Origin of the sequence: Flavobacterium sp. ZT3R18 (genome assembly GCF_007097385.1) — a bacterium.
Lineage (GTDB): Bacteria > Bacteroidota > Bacteroidia > Flavobacteriales > Flavobacteriaceae > Flavobacterium.
Genome location: NZ_VJZS01000008.1, coordinates 169,130 through 195,242, shown reverse-complemented (window position 1 = coordinate 195,242; position 26,113 = coordinate 169,130). Strand labels below are relative to the sequence as shown.

Sequence of the window (26,113 nt, the reverse complement as noted above, 5' to 3'; positions counted from 1 at the left end):
CCGATTTACCTCTGAAGTTAAAGATTTTGTTGAGCATTGGATTAGACAAGAATATAGCCCAGAGCAAATAGTGGGAAGAGCAAAAGAGCAAGGACTCAATTGTGTATCTCATGAACGAATTTATCAATACATTTGGAAAGATAAAAAACAAGGAGGTGATTTACATCTTTCGTTACGTTCTCAAGGGAAGGTTTATAGAAAAAGAGGTGCATCAAAAGATAAGCGAGGTCAGATAATAGGTCGAATAGATATAGACCAAAGACCCAAAAGCGTAGAAGACAGAAAGACAATTGGTGATTTAGAAATAGACCTAATGATTGGAGCTGGGCACAAAGGAGCTTTGTTGACAATCAACGACAGGGCAACAGGAGTAGCAAAAATACGAATATTGAAATCAAAAGAAGCGACAGAAGTAAATCAGGCAATAATAGATGCACTCCAAGATTGGACGCCATTTTTAAAGACAATTACATCCGACAACGGAAAGGAATTCGCACAACATCAAAAGGTATCTGAAATATTAGAAATTGATTATTATTTCGCAAAACCCTATCATAGAGCGGATTCAAGTCATAAATGCAACATGACCATTATTATTTAAATAATAACTAAAAACTTCGTTTGGAGTTTTATATCCAAACCTTTTCCAAGGTCTGTTGTTTACTTTGTCTTTTACATTTTGTACTTGTTTGTCTGTTATGTTTTCGAAGCTCATTCCTTTGGAAAAATATTGCTTAATTAACCCGTTCATATTTTCATCTGAACCCCTTTCCCATCTGCAATAAGGTTTTGCATAATAAAAATCTACTTCCAAAATTTCGGAAACCTCTTTCTGTAATGCAAATTCCTTTCCATTGTAGGATGTAATTGTCTTTAAAATAATAATGTATTAAATACAATTAAGCTAGTATTAAAAATGAGGCTACCTGTACAGGAGGGCATTAAAAAAAACCTTAAAGGATCAGATTTCATTAAAAGAGTACAGAAATAAGACTTTCTACTCTTTTCTTTATTCTGAAAATGAATTACTTAAGTAAGATTCGAATTTTCCTTAATCGCTTTAAAATGTCTAATTACTAAAAAGAGATACTTTTTTAACGCCCTCATTTAACACCGCATTACTTTAACCCAGAATCCTCATTAGACTTCGCTACGAAGCCTAATGAGGATTCTGGGTTAAAACCACTTAAGAGGACTTTCATTTGGAGATGTGGTTAAATTTATAATTACCCCTAATTGACTTCCAAAACATAACAATAACACAACATAATCCGTAGTTTTTCTAAGCTAGAGGATTTTGACAAGCTCTTATATGTCACTAAAAATCTAACACTAACACCCAATAAATTCAGAATATTAAAAAACTAATAAAAATCCTAAATTATTAGTAAATTCAAAATTACACAATTACCTACTTCTTCATGCTTTAGTTAACAAAACCAAATCATCAAGACACAAAACACTAGACAACAGCAGCGTAAAAAACCATAAAAAAAACTATTCTTAAAGTTTGAATTAAAAATTAAAAACAAATTTATGATGAAAAGTTAAATTTATTATAAAATTAACACTATTTTTGAGTCAACTAATTCAAAATTATACAAAAATGAAACTAAAATTCAATGGATTTTTAGTGCTATTTCTAGCACTAGTCGCGCAACTAACCTTTGCGCAGGAAAGATCTGTTTCAGGAATTGTTTCCGATAATGCCGGAATCCCTTTACCAGGTGTGAGCATATTAGTAAAAGGAACAAAAAATGGAACGCAATCAGATTTTGATGGAAGATATTCCATAAAAGCTTTACCAAGCGACGTGTTGGTATTTAGCTTTATCGGAATGAGGACAACAGAGAAAACTGCAAGCTCAACAACAGTAAATGCGAGTTTATCAAGTGATGTCACACAATTAGAAAGTGTAGTTGTAACGTCATTAGGTATTAAAAGAGACAAAAAATCTCTAGGTTATGCAACACAAGAGGTCAAAGGAGAAAGTCTATCTGCCGTAAAGGGCGACAACTTTGTGAATGCAATTTCCGGAAAAGTTTCAGGAGTTCAAATTAAAAGAACAACTAACTTTGGAGGATCAACAAATGTAGTGATTCGTGGTAATTCATCATTGACTGGAAACAACCAAGCTTTATTCGTTATTGATGGTGTACCTGTTAGCAACTACAACTCAAACTCAAGAGATCAAGAGCAATCAGGATCCGGATATGATTATGGTAATGCAGCATCCGATATCAATCCTGAGGATATTGAATCTATAAATGTACTTAAAGGATCTGCCGCGAGTGCTTTGTATGGATCAAGAGCTGCAAATGGCGTAGTTGTTATTACCACAAAAAAAGGAAATAAAAAAAGTAAAGGGTATTCAATCACACTAAATTCAGGGTTTACAGCAGGATCAATTGACAAAAGTACTTTTATAAAATACCAAAATCAATACGGTGCTGGATATGGCCCTTATTATGGACCTGATGAAGATTCTTACTTAGACCATATCGACATAAATGGAGATGGCACTCTAGACAATGTAACACCGTTGACAGAAGATGCTTCCTATGGACAAGCATTTGACCCCAATTTAATGGTTTACCAATGGGATGCCTTCTATCCGGAATCACCAAATTACAAAAAAGCTACGCCATGGGTAAATGCCAGTAATGGACCAATAACCTTTTTTGAAACTCCATCTACATTAACGAATTCAATCTCTATAGATAAAGGTTTTGAAAACGGTTTCTTAAGAATTGGAGCTGCCAATCTAAATCAATCTGGTCTTTTGCCAAATAGTTCATTAAAGAGGAATACCTTTACATTAAACTCTTCGGTATTGATAAATGAAAAACTAACGTTAGCTGGATATGGTAATTTTTCAAAAACAAATACAATAGGAAGAAACAGCACAGGTTACAATGACAACATTGCAGGTAACTTTAGACAATGGTGGCAAACTAACGTTGATCTTGAAGCGCTTAAAAACGCCTATGAAACTACTGGGCGTAATGTCACTTGGAATCCTAATTCTTATACCAATCCAAAGCCAATATTTTGGGACAACCCCTATTTTCAACGTTATGAAAACTATGAATCAGACCAAAGAATTCGATTTATCGGTAATGCATCTTTGAACTATAAAATAAATAGTTGGCTAGACGCATTTGGCAGAGCCTCTGTAGACACCTATGGAGATTTACAAGAAGAAAGACGTGCAATTGGAAGTGTACCTGCCAATTTCGGAATTGGAACAGATGGAGATGGAAGTCTCAAGAGAAGTCCAGCTGGTTCAGGTTATTCGAGAAAAAACATTTCTTATAGTGAATTCAACTATGATTTCATGTTAAATTACAACAAAGACATTACAGAAAAACTTAATATAAAAGGAGTAGTTGGAACAAACATTCGAAGAAGTTATTTCAATTCAATTTGGGCTTCTACAAATGGAGGTTTAAATATTGCTAAATTATATTCTTTACAGAATACAAAAAACCCAGCATTGGCACCTTTGGAGAGAGACGAAGCAATTGGTGTAGACGGAATTTATGGGAGTGCATCATTGGGTTATGATAACTTTTTATTCTTAGAAGGAACTTTAAGAAGAGATCACTCTTCTACACTTCCTGAAAAAAACAGTTCTTATTACTACCCTTCCGTTTCCTCTAGTTTTGTGTTTTCTGAATTCTTAAAAACGGACTGGTTATCATTTGGAAAATTCAGACTTAATTATGCCGAAGTAGGAAACAGTCCAGGATTTGATAAAATTCTAGATACTTATAATGTTAATACCGCTTTTGGAGCATCATCTGCGTCTAATAAAGACACGAAAAATAATCCAAATCTTAAACCTGAAAAGACTAAAAGTTATGAAGTTGGAATAGAACTTTCAATGTTTAAAAAAAGATTGGGACTTGATTTGTCTTATTACAAATCAAATTCTATTGATCAAATAATCCCGTTAAAATTAACTTCTTCAACAGGATATTTATATGAATTAATAAATGCAGGAGAAATAGAAAACAAAGGAATAGAAGTTTCATTAAATGGAACTCCAATTAAAAGTTCAAACTTCAGCTGGGACGTAAACTTAAACTGGGCTAAAAATCAAAATCAAGTTGTAACACTTTTGGATGGAATAGACAATTTACAATTAGGTTCATTTCAAGGTGGAGTAACTATAAATGCGGCGGTTGGACAACCCTATGGTGTGATTTACGGAACTCAATACACCTATAAAAACGGACAAAGAGTTGTAGACAAAGCGAATGGTCAATATGTAAAAACATCAAATTCTGATAATGTTATTGGTAATGCAAATCCAAAATGGACAGGTGGATTAAACAATAAATTCACTTACAAAAACATTTCATTTGAATTTTTAATTGATATGCAACACGGCGGTGAAATATTCTCTCTAGACCGTTATTATGGTCTAGCAACAGGCTTACCAGATGATACTGCTTTTATAAATGACTTAGGTAATCCAGTAAGAAATACAATTGCAAATGGCGGAGGATTCATTAATCCAGGAGTAAATGATGATGGAACACCAAATGCGACAAGAATTAGAGCTGATCGTTTTGGCGCACAAGGATACAGAAGAGGCTTACCTGATGAAGCATTTGTATACGATGCTAGTTATGTAAAATTAAGACAAGCCTCTATTTCTTATTTATTAACTGAAAATATGTTGAAAAACACTTTCATAAATGGAATTACATTTAGTATAATTGGTACAAATCTTTGGATAATTGATAAAAATCTACCTGACGCTGATCCTGAATCAGGACTAGGGTCTGGAAATTTACAAGGTTATTCAACAGGCTCATTACCTTCTACAAGAGATATTAGTTTCAATGTAAAAGTTCAATTTTAACACTAGAAAACATGAAAAAAACACTTATATATATCATTACCGCAGCATCCTTAATTGCATGCTCAAATGATTTAGAAAACCTAAATGTAAACACCAAAGACCCCAGTAATGTTCCCGGTGAAGCTCTTTTTACAAGTGCCGAAAAAAGTCTTGTAGACCAAATGGTAAACACCAATGTTAACAATAATATATTTAGACTAATAAATCAACATTGGACAGAAACTGTATACACAGACGAAAGTAATTACGACATAACGACAAGAACTATTCCAGAACAGCATTGGCAATTTCTCTACAAAGATGTGTTAAAAGATTTAGATCAAAGTACAATAAATATAAACAATGAAGCTGTCGATGTAACAGCAAACCCAATAGATAAAACAAATAAACTTGCAATAATTGAAGTTTTAAATGTTTACACTTATGCGGTATTAGTTGAGACATTTGGAAACATCCCTTATAAAGAAGCCTTAAATCTAAAATATAAAACTCCAAAATATGATGATGGACTTACTATATATAAAGATTTAATAAGTAGACTTAATAATGCTATAGGTAAACTAAGCATTGCTGGAAAAAGCTTTGGTGAAAACGATAGGATATATAAAGGAGATGTAAATAAATGGATAAAATTTGCAAATACTTTAAAATTAAGAATGGGAATTGTAATTTCTGACATTCCAAGTGAAACTGCACTTGCTAAAGCAACAGTTTCAACCGCTGCTCCATTTGTTTTTACATCAAATGATGACAATGCTTCAATAGCATACTTGTCTGCTTCACCAAACACAAACCCCCTTTACATCGATTTAGTAGCAAGTGGACGTTCTGATTTCGTGCCAGCGAATACTTTAGTCGACTATATGAACACCAATATGGACCCTCGACGATCAAAATATTTTGACAACAACAAAGACAATCCGGCAACACCAGGTGTTGAATATATTGGAGGTATATATGGCGCTGCTAATTCATTTCCTAATCTAACACATATTACCCCTACAATACAAAAACCGGAATACCCAGGTACTATTTTGGATTATTCTGAAACTGAATTTTTATTAGCAGAAGCAGCAGAAAGATCTTTGATTGAATCCCCTGCAACAGCAGAAGCTCATTACAATGCTGCTATTACAGCCTCAATTATAAATTGGGGAGGAACAGCAACTCAAGCAACAGCTTACCTAGCCCAAACTGATATAGCATACACAACTGCATCGGGTACTTGGAAAGAAAAAATAGGAACGCAAAGTTGGGTGGCATTATACAATAATGGATTTGAAGGATGGACTTCCTGGAGAAGACTTGATTTTCCAAAATTAATCGCCCCCGCAGATGCAGTATCTGGAATACCTGTTCGCCTTGCTTATCCAATAGTTGAGCAAACTTTAAACAAAACAAATTACACTGCTGCAAGTAGTGCTATTGGTTCTGATAAAGTAGAAACCAAATTATTTTGGGATAAATTCTAATTATCTAATAAATCACTCTAAAACCATCCTAATCTGGGATGGTTTTTTTTTATATATTTGCACCATGGAAAAAGAACATCAAATATTTGGAATCAGAGCAATAATTGAAGCCATACAAGCGGGCGCAACAGTAGATAAAGTCTACATTCAGAAGGAAGCAAGCAGCGAACTAATGAAAGACTTGATGAAAGTGATGAAGCGTGGTAACATCAATTTCTCTTATGTTCCAGTAGAAAAACTAAACCGATTGACTCCCAATAATCATCAAGGTGCTGTAGCAACAGTCTCTCCTATTTCATTTTATGATTTAGAAACCTTGATAGAAACAGTAATTGAAAACGGTAAAAAACCTTTGTTTTTAATTTTGGATCAAATCTCAGATGCGCGTAATTTTGGTGCTATCATCAGAACTGCTGAATGTACGGGTGTGAATGGAATCATAGTTCAAAAAGCGGGCTCGGCTCCTGTAAATGGAGACACCGTAAAAACATCAGCTGGTGCGGTATTTAATATTCCGATTTGTAAAGTAGAACACATTAAAGACGCTATTTTTCTTTTGCAAGCCAGTGGTATCAAAACCGTTGCCGCAACCGAAAAAACGGATCAAAATATTTATGACATTTTGTTGAACGAACCCGTGGCTATTATCATGGGATCTGAAGACAGAGGAGTGAATCCATCAGTGCTTAAAATTGTAGATGAAAAAGCAAAACTTCCTATGTTTGGATCAATAGGGTCATTAAATGTTTCTGTTGCTTGTGGTGCTTTTTTATACGAAGCGGTAAGACAGAGAAGTTAGCAATTTTAGTCCCGAAAGCTTTCGTGAGCAGAATTTAGATTCTAGATTGCAGTCCTGAAAATCTTTAGGATTAGATTTCCGAATATAGAATTTAGATAAAAACACAAATGAATCAAGACTCCGGTTTTGATTCATTTTTTTTTGTACAAAACCTTTACATTGTATCTGAATCGACATTGCAACTCAACTGTCCCAAAATATATACCATGTTCGTTTTTAATTAATATAACTATATTTTTCTTACTAAAAAAATTGTCTTTTTCAAATTATACTTCTTACCGAAGTCTAGATGCACTTTGCTAGATTCGCTTATTTTTAAAACCGAAAGCCAAAAAGATTCGTTTATTACCATTGTTTATTTGGGCAACTACAAAAACATAAAATACAATTATTTAAAACTAATACCACAATATTATCTAATAATTAATAAATTATTTAAACAATAACTCATTTTAGCGGCACCTTACTAAAACAACACCATTGAATATTAGACGAAAAAGCAGCAAAAATTAAAATAAAATATAGTTTAAAAAAAGCAACACAAATAGATACTATCACAAAATGATAATTTAATACTATAAATAAAAAAAAGAAATATTTAATAATAAAAAAATCGCTGCAAAAAAATTAAAATCAACAAAAACAAAAACAGCAACTCGCTGATAACTAGTTGATTGCATTTAAAGCCTATTTTTACATCATAAATAACAAAAAGCACATGATAATATAATCACATATAGCAGTAAAATAGTATCATTATTAAAATAGAATTAATAAGATTTTTGTGCGAACTAATTAAAATCTATTAATAATGAAATTAAATTTAAACAAGATCTCGGTACTACTTTTAGTACTAGTGGCGCAATTAACATTTGCACAAGAGAGAAACGTTTCTGGAATTGTTTCTGACAATGCAGGAATCCCGCTTCCAGGGGTAAGTGTATTACTAAAAGGATCAAAAACAGGAGTGCAAACTGATTTTGACGGAACCTATTCGATCAAAGCAACACCAAGTTCAGTCTTAATCTTTAGTTATATTGGACTAACTACAAAGGAAATCACAGCTAGTTCTACTAAAGTAAACGTAAAAATGTCTAATAACTCTACAGAACTTCAGTCAGTTGTAGTTACCGCTTTAGGCATTAAGCGAGAAAAGAAATCTCTCGGATATGCTACACAACAAGTAAAAGGCGAGGATTTAACCAAAGTAAATACTGGAAACGTTGCAAATTCTTTATCTGGTAAAGTTTCAGGTGTTGAAATTAGAAGAAATGGCAACATTGGTGGTTCAACTAACGTTGTCATTCGTGGAACAACCTCACTTAGCGGAAACAATCAAGCTCTTTGGGTAGTTGACGGAGTTCCGATGAACAATGATAATACGAACACTAGAGATCAAGTAAGAGGCGGCAGTGATGGAGGCTATGATTATGGGAATGCTGCATCAGACATCAATCCCGAGGATATAGAAACTATAAACGTATTGAAAGGAGCCGCAGCATCAGCATTATACGGTTCAAGAGCTTCATCAGGTGTAATAATAGTTACAACTAAAAAAGGTAAAAAATCAACAGGATTGGGAATCACCATCAATAGTGGTGTTACACAAGGTCTTATTGATTATAGTACCTTACCAAAATACCAAAAAGAATACGGAAGTGGTTACGGTTCATTTGGAGGCACAACCAATTTAGGTCAAGGGATACTTCCATATGCTGCAACAGAGGATGCTTCTTGGGGGCCAAAATTTGATGGACAATTAGTATACAATTGGAATTCATTTTACCCAGAATTATCAACTTATGGTAAAGCTACTCCATGGTCAGCTGTAAACAATGACCAAAATAGTTTTTACAAACCGAGTATAACCTACACCAATAGTGTAGCAATAGCTTCAGGAAATGACAATGGTACATTTAGATTTGGATATACAAGTTACAATCAAGACGAAGGTATTTTACCAAATAGCAGCTACAAGAAAGACAACTTAAATTTTTCTGCTTCTTATAAAATAAGTCCTAAAACTACAGTATCTGCAAGTGCAAATTACATGAAAAACAGAGGTAAAGGTCTTAACGAAACAGGATATGGAGATGGTGGAAACGGTTTAATAAGTAGTTTTAGACAATGGACATCTACAAGTATGGATTTTAATGATTTAGAAAATGCTTACTTAGAGAGTGGTAGAAATATATCATGGAATCCATTAGACCCAACTAGTTTAGCGCCACAATTTCATGACAATCCTTATTTTCAACGCTATGAAAATTATAACACTATAAATAGAGATCGCTTCTTGGGTAATTTCTCAATAAACACAGAAATCAACAATTGGTTTGGGGTTTCCGGAAGAGCATCTATCGACACATATAGTCAATTACAAGAAGAGAGAGTGGCCGTAGGATCAAAAAGAACTTCAAATAGTTTAGGTAAATACTCTAGATACAATAAAACTTTTAATGAGTTCAATTTAGATTTAATGTTGAATTTTAAATCTAAAATTACAGACAAAATAAATTTCACAGGCTTAATTGGAGGAAATGCAAGAAGAACAAATTCTAACTCTATTTTTGCTGCAACCAATGGCGGATTAGTAGTTCCTAAAATATACAACTTAAAAAACTCTATAGAAGCTATTTCTTTTCCAGAAGAAACTGATGAAAACATAGGCACAAATAGCGTTTATGCAAACGTTTCTTTCAACTATGATGAAACTTTATACCTTGAAGGAACTTATAGAGTCGATCAATCAAGCACTTTACCACTAGCATACAACACATACACATATCCTTCTATTACAGGTACTTACATTTTTAGTAAAAGTATAAATGCTGATTGGTTGTCTTTTGGTAAATTAAGATTGAATTATGCTGAAACAGGGGGTGACACAAGTTTTGCCCAAACAACTTCAACCTATCCAAAAGGAAATAACTTTGGAGGAAATCCTATATTCTCGACAGAAAACACAAGAAAAAACTCTGAGCTTCAGAGTGAATTAACGAAAGGTTATGAAGCAGGTATAGAATTAATGTTTCTAGATAAAAGATTAGGTCTTGATGTATCTTACTACAAAACAAATTCAACTAATCAAATATTAACAACCGAAGTACCAGTTGGTACTGGTTATAGTAATGCAATAATCAATGCTGGTAATATTGAAAATTCAGGTTTTGAAGTTTCAGCAAACATAATTCCTGTTAAAACAAAAGACTTCTCTTGGGAAGCGAGAGTTAACTGGTCAAATAACAAAAATGAAGTTATTGATTTAGGAGAACAAAAAACGATTACTTTAGGTTCAATTCAAGGCGTTTCTATAATTGCAGCGGTTGGTCAACCTGTTGGTCAACTTGTAGGTTCAGGATACAAAATGCTAAACGGACAACGTGTTGTTGGTACTAATGGAAGATATGTAAAAGAAGCTGGAGTTGTAATTGGAGATATAAATCCAGATTGGATTGGTGGAATTAACAACATCTTAAATTACAAAAATTTCTCTTTTAGCTTCTTAATCGATATGAAAAAAGGAGGCGATGTGTTTTCTTTAGACCAACAATACGGACTACAAACAGGAATTTACGAAAACACAGTTGGGAATAACGAACTTGGAAATCCAAAACGTAATCCAGTAATTGCAGGAAGCCCTTTATCTGGAGGTCAATTATTAGAAGGAGTGCTAGCAGACGGAGTTACTCCAAATACAAAAAGAACATCTGTAAGTTATAATACAGGTGGAAGTTTTCCACAAGAAGCTTTTATATATGATGCTTCGTTTATAAAATTAAGAGAAGTATCATTAAGTTATAAATTACCTTCATCTATTTTATCCAAAACATTTATGAATGAAATGGTATTTACATTAAATGGAAGTAACTTATGGATTATTGACAAAAACCTTCCATATGCAGATCCCGAAGCTGGATTATCTTCAGGGAATTTACAAGGGGTTCAAGTAGGAGCTATGCCAACTACAAGAGACATCAGTTTCAATGTAAAAGTTCAATTTTAAAACAAACTAAATGAAAACAATAAAAACAACCATCCTAATAGGCTCATTCATGATGCTTCTTAGTTCTTGTGACGTAGTCGATAATACTGATTCTAAAGCTTTTTCAAAACCAATTCCAGAAGCACTAATGACAAGTGCACAAAGAAGATATTCGGATTTTTTGACTACTATGGATCCAAATTTAAATAATTTCAGAAAATACGCGCAACAATCGACGAATGTCGCATATTATGATGAAGATAATTACGATCAGGATAAAAGGAAAATAGGAAATTCAATAGAGCAATCTCTTTATAAAGATGTTTTAATAGATTTAAAGAATAGCAAATCATTAATTGAAGAAGTAAAAGCAATAAGTCCTTCTGAAATAGCAATTAAAAAAAATAAAATTGCTATTATAGAGATTCAAACCATTAATGTATATCAAACATTAGTAGATATTTTTGGAAACATTCCTTATAATGATGCGTTAGATTATACAAATAAACCAACTCCAAAATTTGATGATGCAAAAACAATTTACTTAGACCTTGCTTCTCGTCTTGACCTTGCAATTAATAATCTAGACGTTACTAAAACTAGTTTTGGAAATGCTGATTTAATATATAAAGGAAACGTAGGAAGTTGGAAAAAACTCGCGAATTGCATCAAGTTAAAAATGGGATTACACTTATCTGATGTTGACAATGCAAAAGCAAAATCAATGATTGAGAGCGCATATGCTTCTGTATTAATTTCGAGCAATTCTGAAAACGCACTTTTTAAATATTACAACACTGAAAATGAGCGAAATCCAATTTACAATTCTATAGCATTAGAAACGCAATACTGTCCTACTTCCTATTTCGTAGAAGAGTTAAAATCAAAATCAGATCCAAGAATGGATGAGTATTTTGATTCAAATTCAAAAATAGGAGGGAAATATATTGGAGCTCCTTATGCATTAGGTAGCACTTATAATAGCGTATCTCACCTAAGTCTTAAGCTTGCCGATCAGTCATTTCCAGGAGTACTTTTTGATTATTCAGAAACATGTTTCTTACTAGCCGATGCAGCAAATAGAGGTTATAATGTCGGAGAAACTAGTGAAGCTTTATACAACAAAGGAATTACAGCTAGCATGCAGTATTGGGGAGTAAATCAAACCAATATTAACACCTATTTAGCAAGAACCGATGTTAAATTTGCAACTGCTACAGGAAGCAATAATAAAGAAAGAATTGCTTACCAATTATATATTGCTTATTACAATAGAGGATTTGAAGCGTGGACAGAATACAGACGTCTTGATTTCCCTATACTAGTTGCACCTAAGGATGCTGTTGCAGAATCAAAAGGAAAAGTACCTGTTAGAAATATCTACTCACACCTTCAAAAAACATTAAACGGCACAAACTACCAAGCTGCTTCAACTGCAATTGGTGGAGACTTAATGACTACAAAATTGTTTTGGGATAAAAACTAGTATTATTCACTTACCTGTACATTCAAATAAGTAAAGTAAGGAAATAACACTATATAAGGAAATCCATTGAGCCCTTTTGAATTAGTAAACAAATTAGCGTTACCCCTCTTTGAGAATATCAAAGGGACTACAAAAAAAACTTTGGATACATTATGGGTAAGTAAAATATTATCCTGAAAAACAACAATTTTTAAACCACCGTACTTTACGGTGGTTTTTTTATTTAGAAAACCGGGTTTTCCGTCATTTCGTTTATTTTTAAAAAAAATATAACTGAGAATCTGAATAAAGCTATACTACTATTCTTCATTATCTTCCGCCCTATCAACATCACTTTTGATAGTATCGGATGATTTTTTATCAATATATTCATAAACAACATTAGAATGAGAACTAAAAAAAGAATGTTTTTCTATTTGAATTTCCTCTTCTACCTCAGGTTCTGGTAAATTGACAAAATTGCCATTTTCGTCAAAACGTTGCATGAATTTATCTTCCAGCGGATCGTAATCCGGGCGTTCCCAATCGTATTTTATTGTTTTTTTGAATTCTGATTTTTTATAACAAAAAGTAAGTGCTAAGCCTGCAATCAATCCGGACAAATGACCTTCCCAAGAAATGGTTTCATCTATTTTTGGAAAAACATACCAAACCATTCCACCATAAAGAACGACCACCGTGAGAGACAATGCAACCAATCGATAATACTGGGTTTGGATTCCTTTAAAAAAAATAAAAGAAACCAATACATAGATTAAACTACTGGCTCCTATATGATAATTCGCTCTTCCGATGAGCCAAGTTATAATTCCCGAAAGTAAGATTCCGTACACTATTATTCCCAAGGCTTCCTTCCTGTAAAAAAACAACAACGCTGCTAAAAGTACCAGCAATGGTATTGAATTATTATAGAGATGCTCCAAATTAGAATGAATAAAGGGGCTAAAAATAACACCTTGCAATCCCGTAAAAGTTCTTGGCATAATTCCATTTTCAACAAAATCAAAGCCAAAACGAATTTCTAACCAATACACAAACCATAGAAATAACACAAAAAAAAGCGGTACTCCTACTACTGCATTGGTGAACTTAAAATGATTTTCTTCCATTTTTTTTAGACCACTTAGATCGTTAGACTACTTAAATTATTTTAGACTTGACCATTATCAAGATAGATTCTTAAAACAAATCAAAAATGTATCCAAAAGCAATTTAGTGCTATTTTGTCATATAAACTATTCTCTTATGAAAACGAATGCCCTAGCCCAGATGGAAATAAAAAGCCCACAGCTGAAACAACTAATTTTTCTTGCCCTAAAAGAGCGACCAAAGGAAGCTCCTTTTAGGGTTAGAAAAATAGTTGGGGCAGCGAGGACTTGTAATGTACAGCTGGAATAGCTTCTGAAAAATATAGTTATAAAAACTCAAAAATGTGTAATTTTACCCCATGGAAGCACCACTAGCAGAACGCATACGTCCGCAAAAACTCGAAGACTATATCAGCCAATCCCATTTGGTGGGACCAAACGGTTCGTTAACACAACAAATTGCAAAAGGAATTATTCCATCGTTAATTTTATGGGGACCTCCCGGAACAGGTAAAACGACTTTGGCACAAATTATTGCCCAAGAGTCGAAACGTCCTTTCTATATATTGAGCGCCATTAATTCGGGGGTGAAAGATATTCGGGATGTAATTGAAAAAGCGAAACAGAGCGGCGGTTTATTTACTGCCAAAAATCCTATCTTGTTTATTGATGAGATTCATCGTTTTAGCAAATCACAACAAGACTCTTTATTGGCTGCGGTAGAAAAAGGATGGATTACACTTATAGGTGCTACAACCGAAAATCCGAGTTTTGAAGTCATTCCCGCTTTATTGTCTCGTTGTCAAGTATATGTACTAAATGCCTTTACTAAGGCGGATTTGGAACATTTATTGCATCGAGCCATGAAAACGGATACTTTTTTGGCTTCCAAAAAAATTCAACTACATGAAACAGAGGCGCTATTACGACTTTCTGGAGGCGATGGACGCAAACTATTAAATATTTTTGAATTGGTCGTAAACGCTTCCGCTGAAGACGAAATTTTCATCACTAATGACCGAGTTTTTGAATTGGTACAGCAAAATACGGTTTTGTATGACAAAAGTGGCGAACAACATTATGACATTGTTTCGGCTTTTATAAAGTCGATTCGAGGGAGTGATCCCAATGGTGCCGTTTATTGGTTGGCTCGAATGATTGAAGGTGGCGAAGACGTGAAATTTATTGCCCGAAGAATGTTGATTTTGTCCAGTGAAGATATCGGGAATGCCAATCCAACGGCTTTTATTATGGCGAATAATGTATTTCAAGCGGTAACGACCATTGGTTATCCCGAAAGCCGAATTATCTTGAGTCAGTGCGCTATTTACCTTGCCACTTCTCCCAAAAGCAATGCTTCCTATTTGGCAATTGGCACCGCTCAACAATTAGTCAAACAAACTGGTGATTTACCCGTACCGATCCATTTGCGCAATGCTCCTACTAAACTAATGAAGGAATTGGGATATGGCGAGGAATACAAATACTCCCATGACTATGCCAACAATTTTGCGGAGCAAGAATTTTTACCAGAAACACTAAGCAATACCCCTATTTATGTTCCCGGCACTAATTCTAGAGAAAACACAACGCGTGAATTCTTGAAAAATCGTTGGAAAGACAAATACGGGTATTGAGATTTTAGATTTTAGATTGCAGATTTTTGAATATTGAAGATTTTAGATTGCAATTGACTTTGCTATTGCCTTTGTCTAAAACTTCACTGCTATTTTCTCTGACATTAAAGTTTCTTTTTCGTAATATTCAAAAAACCATTGGCTGTCTTTGGAGATTAAAACTCCTTGTACAGTTTCTTTTGTTGCCAAATAAATTGCTGGATTTGTGGTTTTATATACTTTCATTATTACTTTTGGAGTATTGTCTACTAGCTGAAACCCGTTCTTGATGGGTTGAGCAAATAATACATTCATTTCATTAGTTTCTGTACTACTCGGCAAATTTACTGCAACGGTAGTTGCTACCACAGCTGGCAGAGCAACTGGCGTAATTGCTGTTTTTTGACTGTTTGTTACAGCACCACTGTACTTATAATGCAAAGCATAAATCGAGATAAAGGCATTATTTAAAGCCTCTACATAAGCCACATCAAATTCTTTCTCTCTACTTTTTCCTACTTCTGATTTATAAATAACAGTACCATAACAATCTTTGAAAGTGACATACAGTTTGGTTATCATAAAACCGTTATCTTCATTAACATCTACATACAAAAGACTACATCTGTCATTGTATTCTTTCGGCATGATTTCATTGGCATAAAAGGCTTCAAAACCAGATTTTTTTAAATTGAATTTCGTTAGCGTATTGAGTCGATACTGATTTTCGCTTTTTAAAAATTCGTATTTTACAGGAACAATAACTGCTACATAATCATTTATAGATTGAGAAAAACTATAGCTTGAAACGAATACTAATAGGAATAGAAATTTAAACTTCATAATTTAAAGATATTTTTTTAGTTCTAATAAATAATTTACTTGTTTGATATTTTGTTTTACTGGTATTTTCTTGTCATTAAAAAAAATCGCATCCAATCCTGCATTAAGTGCTCCTTGTACATCGGCTTCGAGGCAATCTCCTATCATGACGCTGTTTTCTTTATTGGCTTGTGCCAAATTGAGAGCATATTCAAAAATAACAGGATTGGGTTTTTTTACTCCTGCCATCTCCGAATTGGTTATCGTTTTGAAAAAACTGCCAATATTCGAATTGTTGATTTTTTTGTGTTGTACCTCGGCAAAACCATTGGTAATGATGTGCAAATTATACTTTTTTTCTAGATACTCCAGCACTTCGATTGTGCCGTCAAACAAACGATTATTTTCGGGTAAAAGCTGAATATAATCATGGGCGATACTTTCTATTTGTCCATCAGAAACAAAATATTCTAATGCGTCAAAAGTGTGTTTAAGACGGTTGTACCTTAATTCGGCATGCGTGATTTTATCGTATTGGTATAATTTCCAACAGGCTTGATTGATGGGAGCATACTTTTCTATAAAATCGGCAATTTCTATTGTTGGATGCTCTTTCTTTAGAATAATCTCAAAAGCCAACTCCGAATTGACATCAAAATCCCAAAGCGTATGGTCTAAGTCAAAGAATATATCGGTTATTTTAGTAGAAAACATGAATGGTATTATTTAAAAATTCGTTTATCGAAAGGAAAATCGTTCTGTTCTGTTATTTTAATTTTATAAAAATCAACATGATACGGATTAATCAAAAGATTATAGTCTCCCTTTACGACCGCAGAAGGCACTTTTAAAATACAGGCATCATTTCTTTTTATAAAATCATCCCCCAAAAGAGGTGTTTCAAAGGTACAAGGAAAAACATTCCAATCTATATTTAGTTTCTTAGGATTTAATACCTCAACAAAAACATCCTCCGGAATATCAATTGTTAACATCACAAAATCACTGGGCAATGTTGCCAACGAAAGATGAACCAAAACTTCGGCCATTGCCAAAGCTCTATTTTGGGCGCAATAAATAATCTCAGTTCCTTTTGAATTCCAACGTGTTCCTGAAATCGTGGCTCCTTTTCCCGACAACTCAATGGGGTATTTTTTGCGAGCTAATCGAAAGACTTCCATAAAGTAAATGTTTTAAAATAAATCACACAATTTTTCTCGTTCTTTTGCCCTTTTTCTTCGTTAAAAAATATTTCAATAGCCCAGCTATTTTAAAGATTTTTTGCCTTGAAAAAGACCAAAATAACTTCGCCAAATTTTGTACGCTTTATTTCAAAACCTTTACTAAACAAAAATCCCTTGATCTATTTTATTCAACTCATTCACCACCATTTCTTTTCCATAAGAATCTTTGAGTAATTCTAAAGGCTGTAGATTTCCAAGTGCAAATGAAGGGGTGTTTAACCACAAATAAAATTGTGCTTCGGTATCAAAAACGGCATTTCCTAGGGAAGTTACTTCGGCCAATTCGAATATTTTTTCGGATTGTAGGGGTTTAAAAATAAAATCTTCTTTGGCTTTATTTCTTTGAAGAGATTTGGTAGAAATCCCTAAAAAAGATGCCCAATCCTCTTCGTTAAAAGGCGTTTTTTCCTTTATTAGATCGAAAAAATCATACGGAATTCCTTCTCGAATAGCATGCACGATTAACATCCTATTTTTTAGAAACTCATCATACGTAATATTCTTGTTTAGCAATTTATAGCCTCTATCCTGCTCTACTCTATTGACCAAAACTCTAACGGCTTTATCAATAGCTATTCCTGATTTAATTTTTACAGCTTCCATAAAAAAGACATTTGACTGTAAATATAAGACAAATGTCTCTGTTTGGCAAGCTTTTCAAAATATTCCTTCATCAACAAAGCTATAATGCCCATTTTCTGTTATGATTATATGGTCTAAAACCGAAATATCCAAGTGTTGACCTGCGGTTTTAATCTTTTTTGTGATTTGAATATCGGCATCACTGGCTAGTAATTTACCCGAGGGATGATTGTGCGTCAGAATGATACTCGTAGCATTTTGTTCAAAAGCAATTTTAAAAATAATTCGGACATCGACTACCGTTCCAGTCATCCCGCCTTTGCTCAATTGTGTTTTGAAAAGTATTTTATTGGAATTGTTCAAAAACAAAACCCAAAATTCTTCATGAGGCAACTCCCCTATTATGGGTTGCATGACATCGAAAACCGCTTTACTGGACGTTATTTTTGTCAACTCGATTACATCTTCCCTTCGTCTTCGTCTCCCCAATTCCATGGCTGCAATAATCGATATGGCTTTGGCTTCTCCTATTCCTTTAAAATTCATCAGTTGCGCAATAGACAATTTACCCAAAGCATTCAAATTGTTATCGACACTAGCCAAAATCCGCTTACTCAAATCTACTGCCGATTCGTTCCGACTTCCAGAACCAATGAGTATCGCAATCAATTCGGCATCACTCAAAACACTTTTGCCTTTGAGCATTAATTTTTCGCGTGGCTTGTCGTCTTCAGACCAATTGGTAATAGGGAAAGCCCCCTGCTCCCTAAAAGGGGAATTAGAATCGTCTAAAATCATAATTTCACAAAGATTTAAATTTATACCATTTTAAACAACCTTTCTTACTTATATTCTGCCTATTTCTTTTTTCATGCAAATGCTATTCTCCTGCCCCACATAAGGTCCGTAATTATCTACAATAGCATACCCTACTTTTTGATACAAGCCAATCGCTTCTTTCTGTTTGTACAAGGTTTCTAATGCCGAAACTGAAAAACCTAATTCCTGCGCCCAAAGTTCTAATTCCTCTAATATTTTTTTGGCCAAACCCAATCCACGAGCTTCTGGGGAAACAAACATCCGTTTTATCTCCATCGTATTTTGGTCGTATTTCTTGAAACAACCACAGGCAACTGGTTTTTCGCCCAGATAAATAACGACAACATTAGGATTCAATTCAAGGATATTATTCCCCCAATAATTGGATTTCAATTCAGGGTAACTTTCCCATAAGCTCTTGTCTAATGCGGTTATTAATGCGATAAAATCAGGGTTTTCGCTGGTTGTTTTTACAACTTTTATTTTTGAGTCCATATATCTATAATCTTAGTTTAGCTAAAGTATTAAAAAAAAAGAAAAATCTTTCAATAAAATTCGATTCTATTTTGATAATGTTTAAATTTAAAACAAAAAAGATGAAATCAATATCAATTTTGTTAATCGCAATTTCATTTTTTTCCTGTAACGAAAAGGAAAAAAGCAAAATACTGGCAACCAATACTATCGTAGTGGTTAAAACTTTTGAAGAAAAGCTCGCAGTGGCTGCAATCTCTATTGTAGATCCAACAATAAGTTACGATCCGTCTTATTTTTCTATAAAATATCCAAACGGCGATATTCCAAAAAACAAAGGTGTTTGTACCGATGTAATTATTCGAGCCTATCGAAAACTTGGAATAGATTTACAAAAAGAGGTTCATGAAGATATGAAAGCAAATTTTTCGCAATATCCAAATTTAAAAAAATGGGGAATGACGAAAACAGACACTAATATTGACCACCGAAGAGTACCAAATCTAGAAATTTTATTTGAAAGAAAAGGAATAAAATTACCCGTTTCAGAAAATGCAAAAGAGTATAAAACTGGAGAAATAGTAACTTGGATGATTAATGGTAAGTTACCACACATAGGGATCATTACCAACAAAAAATCGTATGATGGAGAACGAAATCTTATTGTGCACAATGTGGGACACGGGCAGGTTTTACAAGATTGCTTGTTTAGTTACAAAATTGTTGGACATTTTAAATATGGAAAATGACAGCCATCATTTATCCGCAATCTTGTCATTCGGTAGAAACCAATATTGAACTCGTTTGAGATTCCTACGGAATGACAAACTTTGTGACTATAATAAACCCTTTCATCACACAATCTTGTCATTCCGTAGGAATCTATTATTGAAAATGATAATTCCAAAAATCTAAATTAGGATTCGTTTCTTTTATTAAATTCATTTTCTTTTCTCTGGAAAGGTTTTTAATTTCTCTTTCGATTGCCAGTTGAATCCAACCAAATTTTTCATAATAAATTAAAAAATGTGAATTGTATTTAGCCGTAAAACTATTTGGATTTAATTTACTTTCATGTTGTTGCAATCTTAACTTCAAATCATTGGTAACACCCGTGTATAAAACTGTTCTGTTTTTATTGGTTAGAATATAAACATAAAAAGTATAAATTCCTTCTGTATATTCAATCATGAAATAGTAAGTTAAAATTATTTAAAAAAAAAGATTCCTACGGAATGACAAACTTTGTGATTACAATAAAGTTTTCATCAAGCAAACTTGTCATTCCGTAGAAACCTATATCGAACTCATTTGAGATTCCTACGGAATGACAAACTTTGTCGCCAATTTTTTTTACAAAATCAATCCTTTTACCTCATCAAAATTTAATCCTCCGTAATTTCCAGAACTCATCAATAACAAAGCTGAATTCTCTAGATTAAGATTAAATAAATAATCTTTAAAATCTTTTGGATTGGTATAAATAATTAAATCTTCTCTATTAAAAGCTTTGGCAATTTGCTCATACGTCACTTCTTCCAATTGTTTGATTTTTACCGCATCTGGCGAATAGAAAACCACCGCAACATCTGCATATTCTAGCGCTCCTTCATACTCTTTCAAAAACTCGGCATTCAAACTGCTGTAGGTGTGCAACTCTAAGCAAGCCACTACTGTACGAGTTGGGTATTGCTCTTTTACGGCTTTGGTAGTCGCAGCCACTTTACTAGGCGAATGGGCAAAATCTTTGTAAGCAACTTTGGTTTTGCTTTCGGCAATTTTCTCCAAACGTTTGGATGCGCCTTTGAAACTGGCAATCGCTTCATAGAAATCGGCTTCATCGACCCCCATATTTTGGCAAATCCATTTGGCTCCAGCCAAATTATTCAGATTGTGTGCGCCAAACACTTCAATAGGCATGGCACCTTCTGGAGTTTCCAACAATGTTACACCGTCATTTACTATATATTTTGGGGTATGATACGCTAATTTACGAATAGGATTAGTAGCCGCCTCGGCAACACGTTTCACTTCGGAATCATCTTCATTGTAAACCAAAATTCCCCCGTTTGTAATTTTATCAATAAAAATTTCAAACTGCTCTACATAAAAATCATAGGTTGGAAAAACATTAATGTGATCCCAAGCAATCCCAGAAATCAAGGCAATATTTGGTTGGTACAAATGAAATTTAGGTCTTCTGTCTATTGGCGAAGACAAATACTCATCGCCTTCCAGAACGATAAAATCATTCTCTTCGGTAAGATGTACCATCGTATCAAATCCTTCCAGTTGGGCTCCAACCATATAATCGACTTCTATATTATGGTAATGCATCACGTGCAAAATCATGGAAGTGATCGTTGTTTTCCCGTGAGATCCTCCAATAACTACACGTGTTTTGTTTTTGGACTGCTCGTATAAAAACTCTGGGTATGAATAAATTTTAAGTCCTAATTCCTGAGCTTTCAAGAGTTCTGGATTATCTGCTTTGGCATGCATTCCTAGAATTACGGCTTCAATATCGGTAGTAATTTTCTCTGGGAACCAACCCAACTCAGCCGGTAAAATTCCTTTTTTCTCCAATCGTGATTTTGAAGGTTCAAAAATTGCGTCGTCACTTCCCGTAACTTGATATCCTTTGTTGTGTAATGCCAATGCTAGGTTGTGCATTGCGCTCCCGCCTATGGCAATGAAATGTGTTTTCATTTAGTATACTTTATATTGCTTTTATCTAATAACCGATCTATCGTTTCTTATTCTTATACTCTTCCCAAACGGCAATGGCTTTATCGGGTTGCTTCATTTTATTTTTATACAAATCGGCCAATTTTTGATAACAAATCTTGGAACCGCCTATTAAAACAGCTCTTTTATATTGCTCCTCAGCATCCAAGTATCTATTAAAATATTCCTCGATACGGCCCCGAGATAAATAGCCGTCAACTGGAGAAATATCTCTTAGCTCAGTCGAATATTTGATAGCTTTGGATTCACTCCCCCCAACAATCCCCGGCAGCTGTAAGTACAATTCAATTAGTGCCCATCGTGCTTCGATGTGTTTTGGGTTTAATACAATCGCTTTTTCAAACGAAGACCTCACTTCACCAATCAGACTTAACGCTTTAAATTTACTGACTTCCGAAGTTTTCATTCCCAAAGCCCCTCCATATTTATAATAATAATTGGCTTCTTTGGGTTTTAATGTTTTCAGTTTTTTATAATAGCTTATGGACTTGTCCCATAATTTATCATAGCCCGCAATATCCCCTAAATATTCTATTGTTTTAAGATGGTTTGGATTGCTTTTTAAGAAACTTTCTAACAAAGGTTGTGCCTGATTAAATTTCTTTTCAACAAATAATTTTTCCCCTTTTTCAAAAGATTGGGAACATAATAGTATTGGAAATAACAAAAAGACGCTTGCCAGTAGTTTCATCCTCCAAAAATAAAGAATTTATAAAAGAATAGCTGTCTTTTAACTTAAAAAAAGGAGTGCTATCAAAATCAATCTTGCAGCTAGAAACTTTACGCAACATCGGCTTTTGTCGTAAATTATCATAAAAAAAGCGCAAAAGTTCCTGACTCTTGCGCTTTTCTATTCTTGCTGTTGACAATAACCTTTTATTTCGCCGGCTCCAACTGTGTGCTTACTGCAATTCTGTTCCAAGCATTTATGGTTACAATTGCCATTATAATCTGGGCGATTGTATTTTTATCAAAAAACTCTTCTGCTTTTTTATACGTTTCGGCAGATAAACCGTGATTATGGATCAATGTAATTTCTTCGGTAATGGCCAAAATCACTTTTTCTTCCTCCGTAAATAAATTGGTTTCACGCCAAGCATTCAGCAAAAAAATACGTTGGGTGGTTTCGCCATATTTTAGCGCATCTTTGGTGTGCATATCGATACAAAATGCACAACCATTGATTTGGGAAGCTCTAATTTTTATTAATTCCTTGTGTGTTTTTGACAATTGGCTTGTTGCCAAATAACCTTCCAAAGCATACATGGCTTTATAAGCTTGAGGTTCTATCTCGTTGATGTTTATTCTCTTTTCCATTTTTTGTTTGTTTTAAATTAACAGGACAAATTTCCGAAATAGATAATAAAAAAAACTTAAACCAGTTTAAGAACGCTTTTTATTCCTGATTTCGCTTAAATATTCTGGGGTAAAACCTAAAAAAGAAGCAATTAAATACTGTGGAATCCTTTGCACAAATTCAGGATGCCCCTTGCACAGATGATCGTAGAACTCTTCTTTCGAAAAGTCATACAGGTATTTTATCCGCATTTGTGTGGCTGCGTAAGCGCGTTGATAGATGAATCTAAAATAGCGTTCCATTTTTGGGAATTCTATCAGCAACCTTTCTTGTGCATCACGGTCAATGCTTAAAATTTCTGAATTCTCTACCGCCTGAATGCAAAATTCTGTTGACAAGCCTCTCTCGTAGGCAAAATTATCCGTCATCCACCAATTTTCTATTGCAAATTCGGTGGTTTGTTCCATGCCTTTTCCATTGATGAAAAACTTTCGCAAACAACCATTCAGCACAAAATAATGCGATTTGCAAATCTGTCCTTCTACAAGCAAATTTTCTTTTTTCTTGACCTTTTTAATCTGAAAAAAGAGTAAAATACCAGAAAGCTCTTCTTCGTTTATTTCGATAAATTTTGCTAAATGGTTCTTGAATATTTCAGACATACTTTTCTTGATGGATTTAATTTGATGCCTTTATTTTCTCCTCTTTGCTAATCATTCAACCCCTTACCGCTGAGAATTTGCGGCATGTATTTCTCAACCCTTGACTCCTGAGTTTTGGATTGTTTGGGCGCCGAAAAATGCAGTAAATAGGCTTTCTGCCGTCCTGGTGTCAAGGCTTCGAAAGCGCTTTTCAAGCCGGGAAATTCGTCTAATTTCTTTTGAAATGCGGATGCGATGATGAATTCATCCGTTTTTTTGAATTGCACTTCCAAGCCAGCTTTTTCCACTTCAATAGCTTCATAAATATAGGCTTTCAAAATGGCTTCTTTCTCCACTATTTCCTGAACATTGGTAAACCGAATCTGTCTTGCCGCCTGCACATTCTTCGTTTGTTGGATTAGAATGTCATTGGCATCATTTAACAAGGCTCCTTTGAAAAACAAAAGCGCACAATATTCTTTAAACTCATGTATCAAAACAATGTTGTTTCCCTGAAACGTGTAGCAAGGACAACCCCATTTTAATTCTTCGGTCAACTGACAATCCAGAACAATCCTTCTCAATTGCTCCAGTGCTGACTGCCATTTTTCGGATTTACTAAAATAAAAATCAACTTTAGGATTCATACTATTCATCTATTGATTAACAAAAATTATTTTCTATCAGAAGGAAAACTAGTTGTGAATTGTTTTTACAAATAACTCAACCACCATTTTTCCTTATTCGCTTGTTTATACTCATCAAACTTTTCACAGAATGGATAAAGCATCAAAATAATTCCAATCCAAATCGCATAAACCACCCAAAGACTATAGCCATAGCCTTTCATATTGGGTTCAAATCCTATCCATGTGGAGAGAATCAGTTTTTGCCAACCAAAACCAGACAGTTGGGCAAAAATCATTGCCAATATGTGAATTAAGTAAAGATGCAGGATGTAGTAAAAAAAAGGAACTCTTCCGAAAGTAGAGAAGAAATCTACAATCTTTCCTTTGAGCTTTTCAGTGTTCGCCAGAAATAGGAAAGCCGCACCCAAAGTCATCAATACATACAAAAGTGACGGCGGATACTTACTTGGATTAAAAAAAGAAATTAGATCTTGGGACAAAGTATCATAATGTTTAAATTCCTTTGGGTCACCATACAGATTTGTCAATCGTAATAGAATAAAAATTGCAATAGCAATTCCACCAATACTGTTGAATATTTTCTGTCGTTTGGCACTGTCAAAAGATTTATCATACAATGCACCAAAACAATATCCTAATGCCATTACTCCAATCCATGGAACAAGTGGGTATCCAATCAGCAATTGGGTGTGGTCAGACAATGCATAAAAAGTTTGTTCATGAATAACAGCCCACAATACATTTCCAGAAAAATGAACGTTGTCAAACAGGTTATGACAGCAAATAAGCAACAAGCTAAAAATTAGAATATAGGTTCTTGGCAAATAAATCAAAACTGCCAAAACTATCATACTAATTCCTAATGACCATATCACAAGCAAGCCAAAGGTCCTGAACTGAACATCAAAAAACCACGCAAAGCCTACAATGGTCAACTCTATAAAAACCAACCAAAGCCCCCGTTTTAATAAAAAACCAGATAACTCATTCCGGGTTTTCCTTTTGCCAGCCATAAATGCGGACAGCCCTGCCAAAAAACTAAACGTAGGCGCACAAAAATGGGTTATCCATCGTGTAAAAAAGAGGGGTAAATTACTTTGAATGGGGTCTGTTGGGTCAAAAAAGAAAGCCGAATAATGAAAATAATCCCTCACATGGTCGAGTGCCATTATAACCATCATCAAACCTTTTAGTAAGTCAACGGATTCTATTCTGGTATTGGTAAGTGATGCCATAAATTAGGGATTAGATCGTTAGGGCTAATAAAATATATGTTTAGCTATGGCAGAGTGCCGCAATAAAACTAAATGTAATATACTATTTACTAGTGATTTAAAATTAAATTAAGCCTTATTTTCGGATTTTTCAAAACTTGCAAAATACGGAGACTTTTATTACTTAAATTTCGGTTTACACCGAAGTCAAATATACAAAAAGAACTTTCAACCTCTTTCATCGAAATGACAATAATATTACGGATACTATCTTACCACAAACTGACAGTCCTATTTTTTATA

General features: G+C 34.0%; 23 protein-coding genes. 8 read left to right on the top strand and 15 right to left on the bottom strand.

All coding sequences use genetic code 11. The annotated features are described in order from the left end of the window. Positions 1–601, top strand: a 601-nt coding sequence (locus tag FNW52_RS11105) for an IS30 family transposase (RefSeq protein WP_143377539.1), incomplete at its 5' end; no start/stop codon positions are given. Here FNW52_RS11105 and FNW52_RS11100 read toward each other — a convergent pair. Continuing rightward, positions 566–868 carry an IS30 family transposase gene (locus FNW52_RS11100; RefSeq protein ID WP_255515573.1) on the bottom strand — a complete coding sequence of 101 codons (303 nt, stop codon included), beginning with the start codon at positions 866–868 and terminating at the stop codon, positions 566–568. The two genes, FNW52_RS11105 and FNW52_RS11100, sit on opposite strands and share 36 nt — an antisense overlap. Before the next feature lie 738 nt (positions 869–1,606). Here FNW52_RS11100 and FNW52_RS11095 point away from each other — a divergent pair. The 5 genes from FNW52_RS11095 to FNW52_RS11075 all read left to right on the top strand — a co-directional run bounded on the left by FNW52_RS11095 (position 1,607) and on the right by FNW52_RS11075 (position 12,615). After that, the gene (locus FNW52_RS11095; RefSeq protein WP_143377537.1) at positions 1,607–4,873 is read left to right on the top strand and encodes a SusC/RagA family TonB-linked outer membrane protein; all 3,267 of its coding nucleotides are present in this window, start codon (positions 1,607–1,609) and stop codon (positions 4,871–4,873) included. Between the two features lie 11 nt (positions 4,874–4,884). Beyond that, positions 4,885–6,345 (top strand): SusD/RagB family nutrient-binding outer membrane lipoprotein, encoded by a 1,461-nt coding sequence (locus FNW52_RS11090; protein ID WP_143377536.1) that lies wholly within the window; start codon positions 4,885–4,887, stop codon positions 6,343–6,345. Between the two features lie 64 nt (positions 6,346–6,409). Next, positions 6,410–7,144 carry a 23S rRNA (guanosine(2251)-2'-O)-methyltransferase RlmB gene (gene rlmB / locus FNW52_RS11085; RefSeq protein WP_143377535.1) on the top strand — a complete coding sequence of 245 codons (735 nt, stop codon included), beginning with the start codon at positions 6,410–6,412 and terminating at the stop codon, positions 7,142–7,144. Between the two features lie 811 nt (positions 7,145–7,955). Next, complete coding sequence (locus FNW52_RS11080; protein WP_143377534.1) at positions 7,956–11,150, top strand: SusC/RagA family TonB-linked outer membrane protein; 3,195 nt, start codon at positions 7,956–7,958, stop codon at positions 11,148–11,150. A 10-nt stretch (positions 11,151–11,160) separates the two neighbouring features. Further along, the gene (locus FNW52_RS11075; RefSeq protein ID WP_143377533.1) at positions 11,161–12,615 is read left to right on the top strand and encodes a SusD/RagB family nutrient-binding outer membrane lipoprotein; all 1,455 of its coding nucleotides are present in this window, start codon (positions 11,161–11,163) and stop codon (positions 12,613–12,615) included. Between the two features lie 299 nt (positions 12,616–12,914). On the opposite strand, the gene FNW52_RS11070 is transcribed toward FNW52_RS11075, so the two are convergent. Further along, entirely contained in the window at positions 12,915–13,724 is an 810-nt protein-coding gene (locus FNW52_RS11070) for a rhomboid family intramembrane serine protease (RefSeq protein WP_143377532.1), read from the bottom strand. Between the two features lie 338 nt (positions 13,725–14,062). On the opposite strand from FNW52_RS11070, the gene FNW52_RS11065 reads away from it, so the two are divergent. Further along, on the top strand, positions 14,063–15,340 hold the full coding sequence (locus FNW52_RS11065; protein ID WP_143377531.1) for a replication-associated recombination protein A: 1,278 nt from the start codon (positions 14,063–14,065) through the stop codon (positions 15,338–15,340). A 75-nt stretch (positions 15,341–15,415) separates the two neighbouring features. Here the strand turns inward: FNW52_RS11065 and FNW52_RS11060 are convergent, their stop codons facing one another. From FNW52_RS11060 to FNW52_RS11035, 6 genes are all read right to left on the bottom strand, one after another. Then, positions 15,416–16,162: a hypothetical protein gene (locus tag FNW52_RS11060; protein ID WP_143377530.1), complete on the bottom strand. Its 747-nt coding sequence runs from the start codon at positions 16,160–16,162 to the stop codon at positions 15,416–15,418. Positions 16,163–16,165: 3 nt separating this feature from the next. Then, positions 16,166–16,855 carry a YjjG family noncanonical pyrimidine nucleotidase gene (locus FNW52_RS11055; protein WP_143377529.1) on the bottom strand — a complete coding sequence of 230 codons (690 nt, stop codon included), beginning with the start codon at positions 16,853–16,855 and terminating at the stop codon, positions 16,166–16,168. Positions 16,856–16,863: 8 nt separating this feature from the next. Next, positions 16,864–17,322 carry an RES family NAD+ phosphorylase gene (locus FNW52_RS11050; protein ID WP_143377528.1) on the bottom strand — a complete coding sequence of 153 codons (459 nt, stop codon included), beginning with the start codon at positions 17,320–17,322 and terminating at the stop codon, positions 16,864–16,866. A 162-nt stretch (positions 17,323–17,484) separates the two neighbouring features. Beyond that, positions 17,485–17,988, bottom strand: coding sequence for an antitoxin Xre-like helix-turn-helix domain-containing protein (locus tag FNW52_RS11045; protein WP_143377527.1), 504 nt, complete (start codon positions 17,986–17,988; stop codon positions 17,485–17,487). A gap of 54 nt (positions 17,989–18,042) precedes the next feature. Then, positions 18,043–18,765 (bottom strand): DNA repair protein RadC, encoded by a 723-nt coding sequence (gene radC, locus FNW52_RS11040; protein WP_143377526.1) that lies wholly within the window; start codon positions 18,763–18,765, stop codon positions 18,043–18,045. Between the two features lie 48 nt (positions 18,766–18,813). Continuing rightward, positions 18,814–19,281: a GNAT family N-acetyltransferase gene (locus FNW52_RS11035; RefSeq protein WP_143377525.1), complete on the bottom strand. Its 468-nt coding sequence runs from the start codon at positions 19,279–19,281 to the stop codon at positions 18,814–18,816. 101 nt (positions 19,282–19,382) lie between these two features. Between FNW52_RS11035 and FNW52_RS11030 the strand changes: the two genes are divergently transcribed. After that, complete coding sequence (locus FNW52_RS11030; RefSeq protein WP_255515570.1) at positions 19,383–20,009, top strand: DUF1287 domain-containing protein; 627 nt, start codon at positions 19,383–19,385, stop codon at positions 20,007–20,009. A gap of 136 nt (positions 20,010–20,145) precedes the next feature. Here FNW52_RS11030 and FNW52_RS11025 read toward each other — a convergent pair whose 3' ends face one another. The 7 genes from FNW52_RS11025 to FNW52_RS10995 form a co-directional block, all read right to left on the bottom strand. Further along, a complete protein-coding gene (locus FNW52_RS11025) occupies positions 20,146–20,451 on the bottom strand; it encodes a GIY-YIG nuclease family protein (protein WP_143377523.1) in 306 nt (101 codons plus the stop codon). Positions 20,452–20,613: 162 nt separating this feature from the next. Next, a complete protein-coding gene (gene murC / locus FNW52_RS11020; protein ID WP_143377522.1) occupies positions 20,614–21,969 on the bottom strand; it encodes a UDP-N-acetylmuramate--L-alanine ligase in 1,356 nt (451 codons plus the stop codon). Positions 21,970–22,006: 37 nt separating this feature from the next. Further along, positions 22,007–22,699, bottom strand: a complete 693-nt coding sequence (locus tag FNW52_RS11015) for a lipopolysaccharide assembly protein LapB (protein WP_143377521.1) — start codon at positions 22,697–22,699, stop codon at positions 22,007–22,009. Between the two features lie 185 nt (positions 22,700–22,884). After that, positions 22,885–23,325: a carboxymuconolactone decarboxylase family protein gene (locus FNW52_RS11010; RefSeq protein WP_143377520.1), complete on the bottom strand. Its 441-nt coding sequence runs from the start codon at positions 23,323–23,325 to the stop codon at positions 22,885–22,887. 66 nt (positions 23,326–23,391) lie between these two features. Next, complete coding sequence (locus FNW52_RS11005; RefSeq protein WP_143377519.1) at positions 23,392–23,967, bottom strand: Crp/Fnr family transcriptional regulator; 576 nt, start codon at positions 23,965–23,967, stop codon at positions 23,392–23,394. 47 nt (positions 23,968–24,014) lie between these two features. Continuing rightward, the gene (locus FNW52_RS11000; RefSeq protein ID WP_143377518.1) at positions 24,015–24,593 is read right to left on the bottom strand and encodes a YdeI family protein; all 579 of its coding nucleotides are present in this window, start codon (positions 24,591–24,593) and stop codon (positions 24,015–24,017) included. A 65-nt stretch (positions 24,594–24,658) separates the two neighbouring features. Continuing rightward, entirely contained in the window at positions 24,659–25,831 is a 1,173-nt protein-coding gene (locus FNW52_RS10995; protein WP_143377517.1) for a DUF1624 domain-containing protein, read from the bottom strand. Between the last annotated feature and the right edge of the window lie 282 nt (positions 25,832–26,113).

Coding starts and splice junctions, on each gene's coding strand:
- FNW52_RS11015 (WP_143377521.1), bottom strand. CDS start 22,699: ATGAAACTACTGGCAAGCGTCTTTTTGTTATTTCCAATACTATTATGT.
- FNW52_RS11030 (WP_255515570.1), top strand. CDS start 19,383: ATGAAATCAATATCAATTTTGTTAATCGCAATTTCATTTTTTTCCTGT.
- rlmB (WP_143377535.1), top strand. CDS start 6,410: ATGGAAAAAGAACATCAAATATTTGGAATCAGAGCAATAATTGAAGCC.
- FNW52_RS11065 (WP_143377531.1), top strand. CDS start 14,063: ATGGAAGCACCACTAGCAGAACGCATACGTCCGCAAAAACTCGAAGAC.
- radC (WP_143377526.1), bottom strand. CDS start 18,765: ATGATTTTAGACGATTCTAATTCCCCTTTTAGGGAGCAGGGGGCTTTC.
- FNW52_RS10995 (WP_143377517.1), bottom strand. CDS start 25,831: ATGGCATCACTTACCAATACCAGAATAGAATCCGTTGACTTACTAAAA.
- FNW52_RS11060 (WP_143377530.1), bottom strand. CDS start 16,162: ATGAAGTTTAAATTTCTATTCCTATTAGTATTCGTTTCAAGCTATAGT.
- FNW52_RS11080 (WP_143377534.1), top strand. CDS start 7,956: ATGAAATTAAATTTAAACAAGATCTCGGTACTACTTTTAGTACTAGTG.
- FNW52_RS11000 (WP_143377518.1), bottom strand. CDS start 24,593: ATGAATCCTAAAGTTGATTTTTATTTTAGTAAATCCGAAAAATGGCAG.
- FNW52_RS11010 (WP_143377520.1), bottom strand. CDS start 23,325: ATGGAAAAGAGAATAAACATCAACGAGATAGAACCTCAAGCTTATAAA.
- murC (WP_143377522.1), bottom strand. CDS start 21,969: ATGAAAACACATTTCATTGCCATAGGCGGGAGCGCAATGCACAACCTA.
- FNW52_RS11095 (WP_143377537.1), top strand. CDS start 1,607: ATGAAACTAAAATTCAATGGATTTTTAGTGCTATTTCTAGCACTAGTC.
- FNW52_RS11045 (WP_143377527.1), bottom strand. CDS start 17,988: ATGGAAGCTGTAAAAATTAAATCAGGAATAGCTATTGATAAAGCCGTT.
- FNW52_RS11055 (WP_143377529.1), bottom strand. CDS start 16,855: ATGTTTTCTACTAAAATAACCGATATATTCTTTGACTTAGACCATACG.
- FNW52_RS11025 (WP_143377523.1), bottom strand. CDS start 20,451: ATGATTGAATATACAGAAGGAATTTATACTTTTTATGTTTATATTCTA.
- FNW52_RS11090 (WP_143377536.1), top strand. CDS start 4,885: ATGAAAAAAACACTTATATATATCATTACCGCAGCATCCTTAATTGCA.
- FNW52_RS11050 (WP_143377528.1), bottom strand. CDS start 17,322: ATGGAAGTCTTTCGATTAGCTCGCAAAAAATACCCCATTGAGTTGTCG.
- FNW52_RS11070 (WP_143377532.1), bottom strand. CDS start 13,724: ATGGAAGAAAATCATTTTAAGTTCACCAATGCAGTAGTAGGAGTACCG.
- FNW52_RS11005 (WP_143377519.1), bottom strand. CDS start 23,967: ATGTCTGAAATATTCAAGAACCATTTAGCAAAATTTATCGAAATAAAC.
- FNW52_RS11035 (WP_143377525.1), bottom strand. CDS start 19,281: ATGGACTCAAAAATAAAAGTTGTAAAAACAACCAGCGAAAACCCTGAT.
- FNW52_RS11075 (WP_143377533.1), top strand. CDS start 11,161: ATGAAAACAATAAAAACAACCATCCTAATAGGCTCATTCATGATGCTT.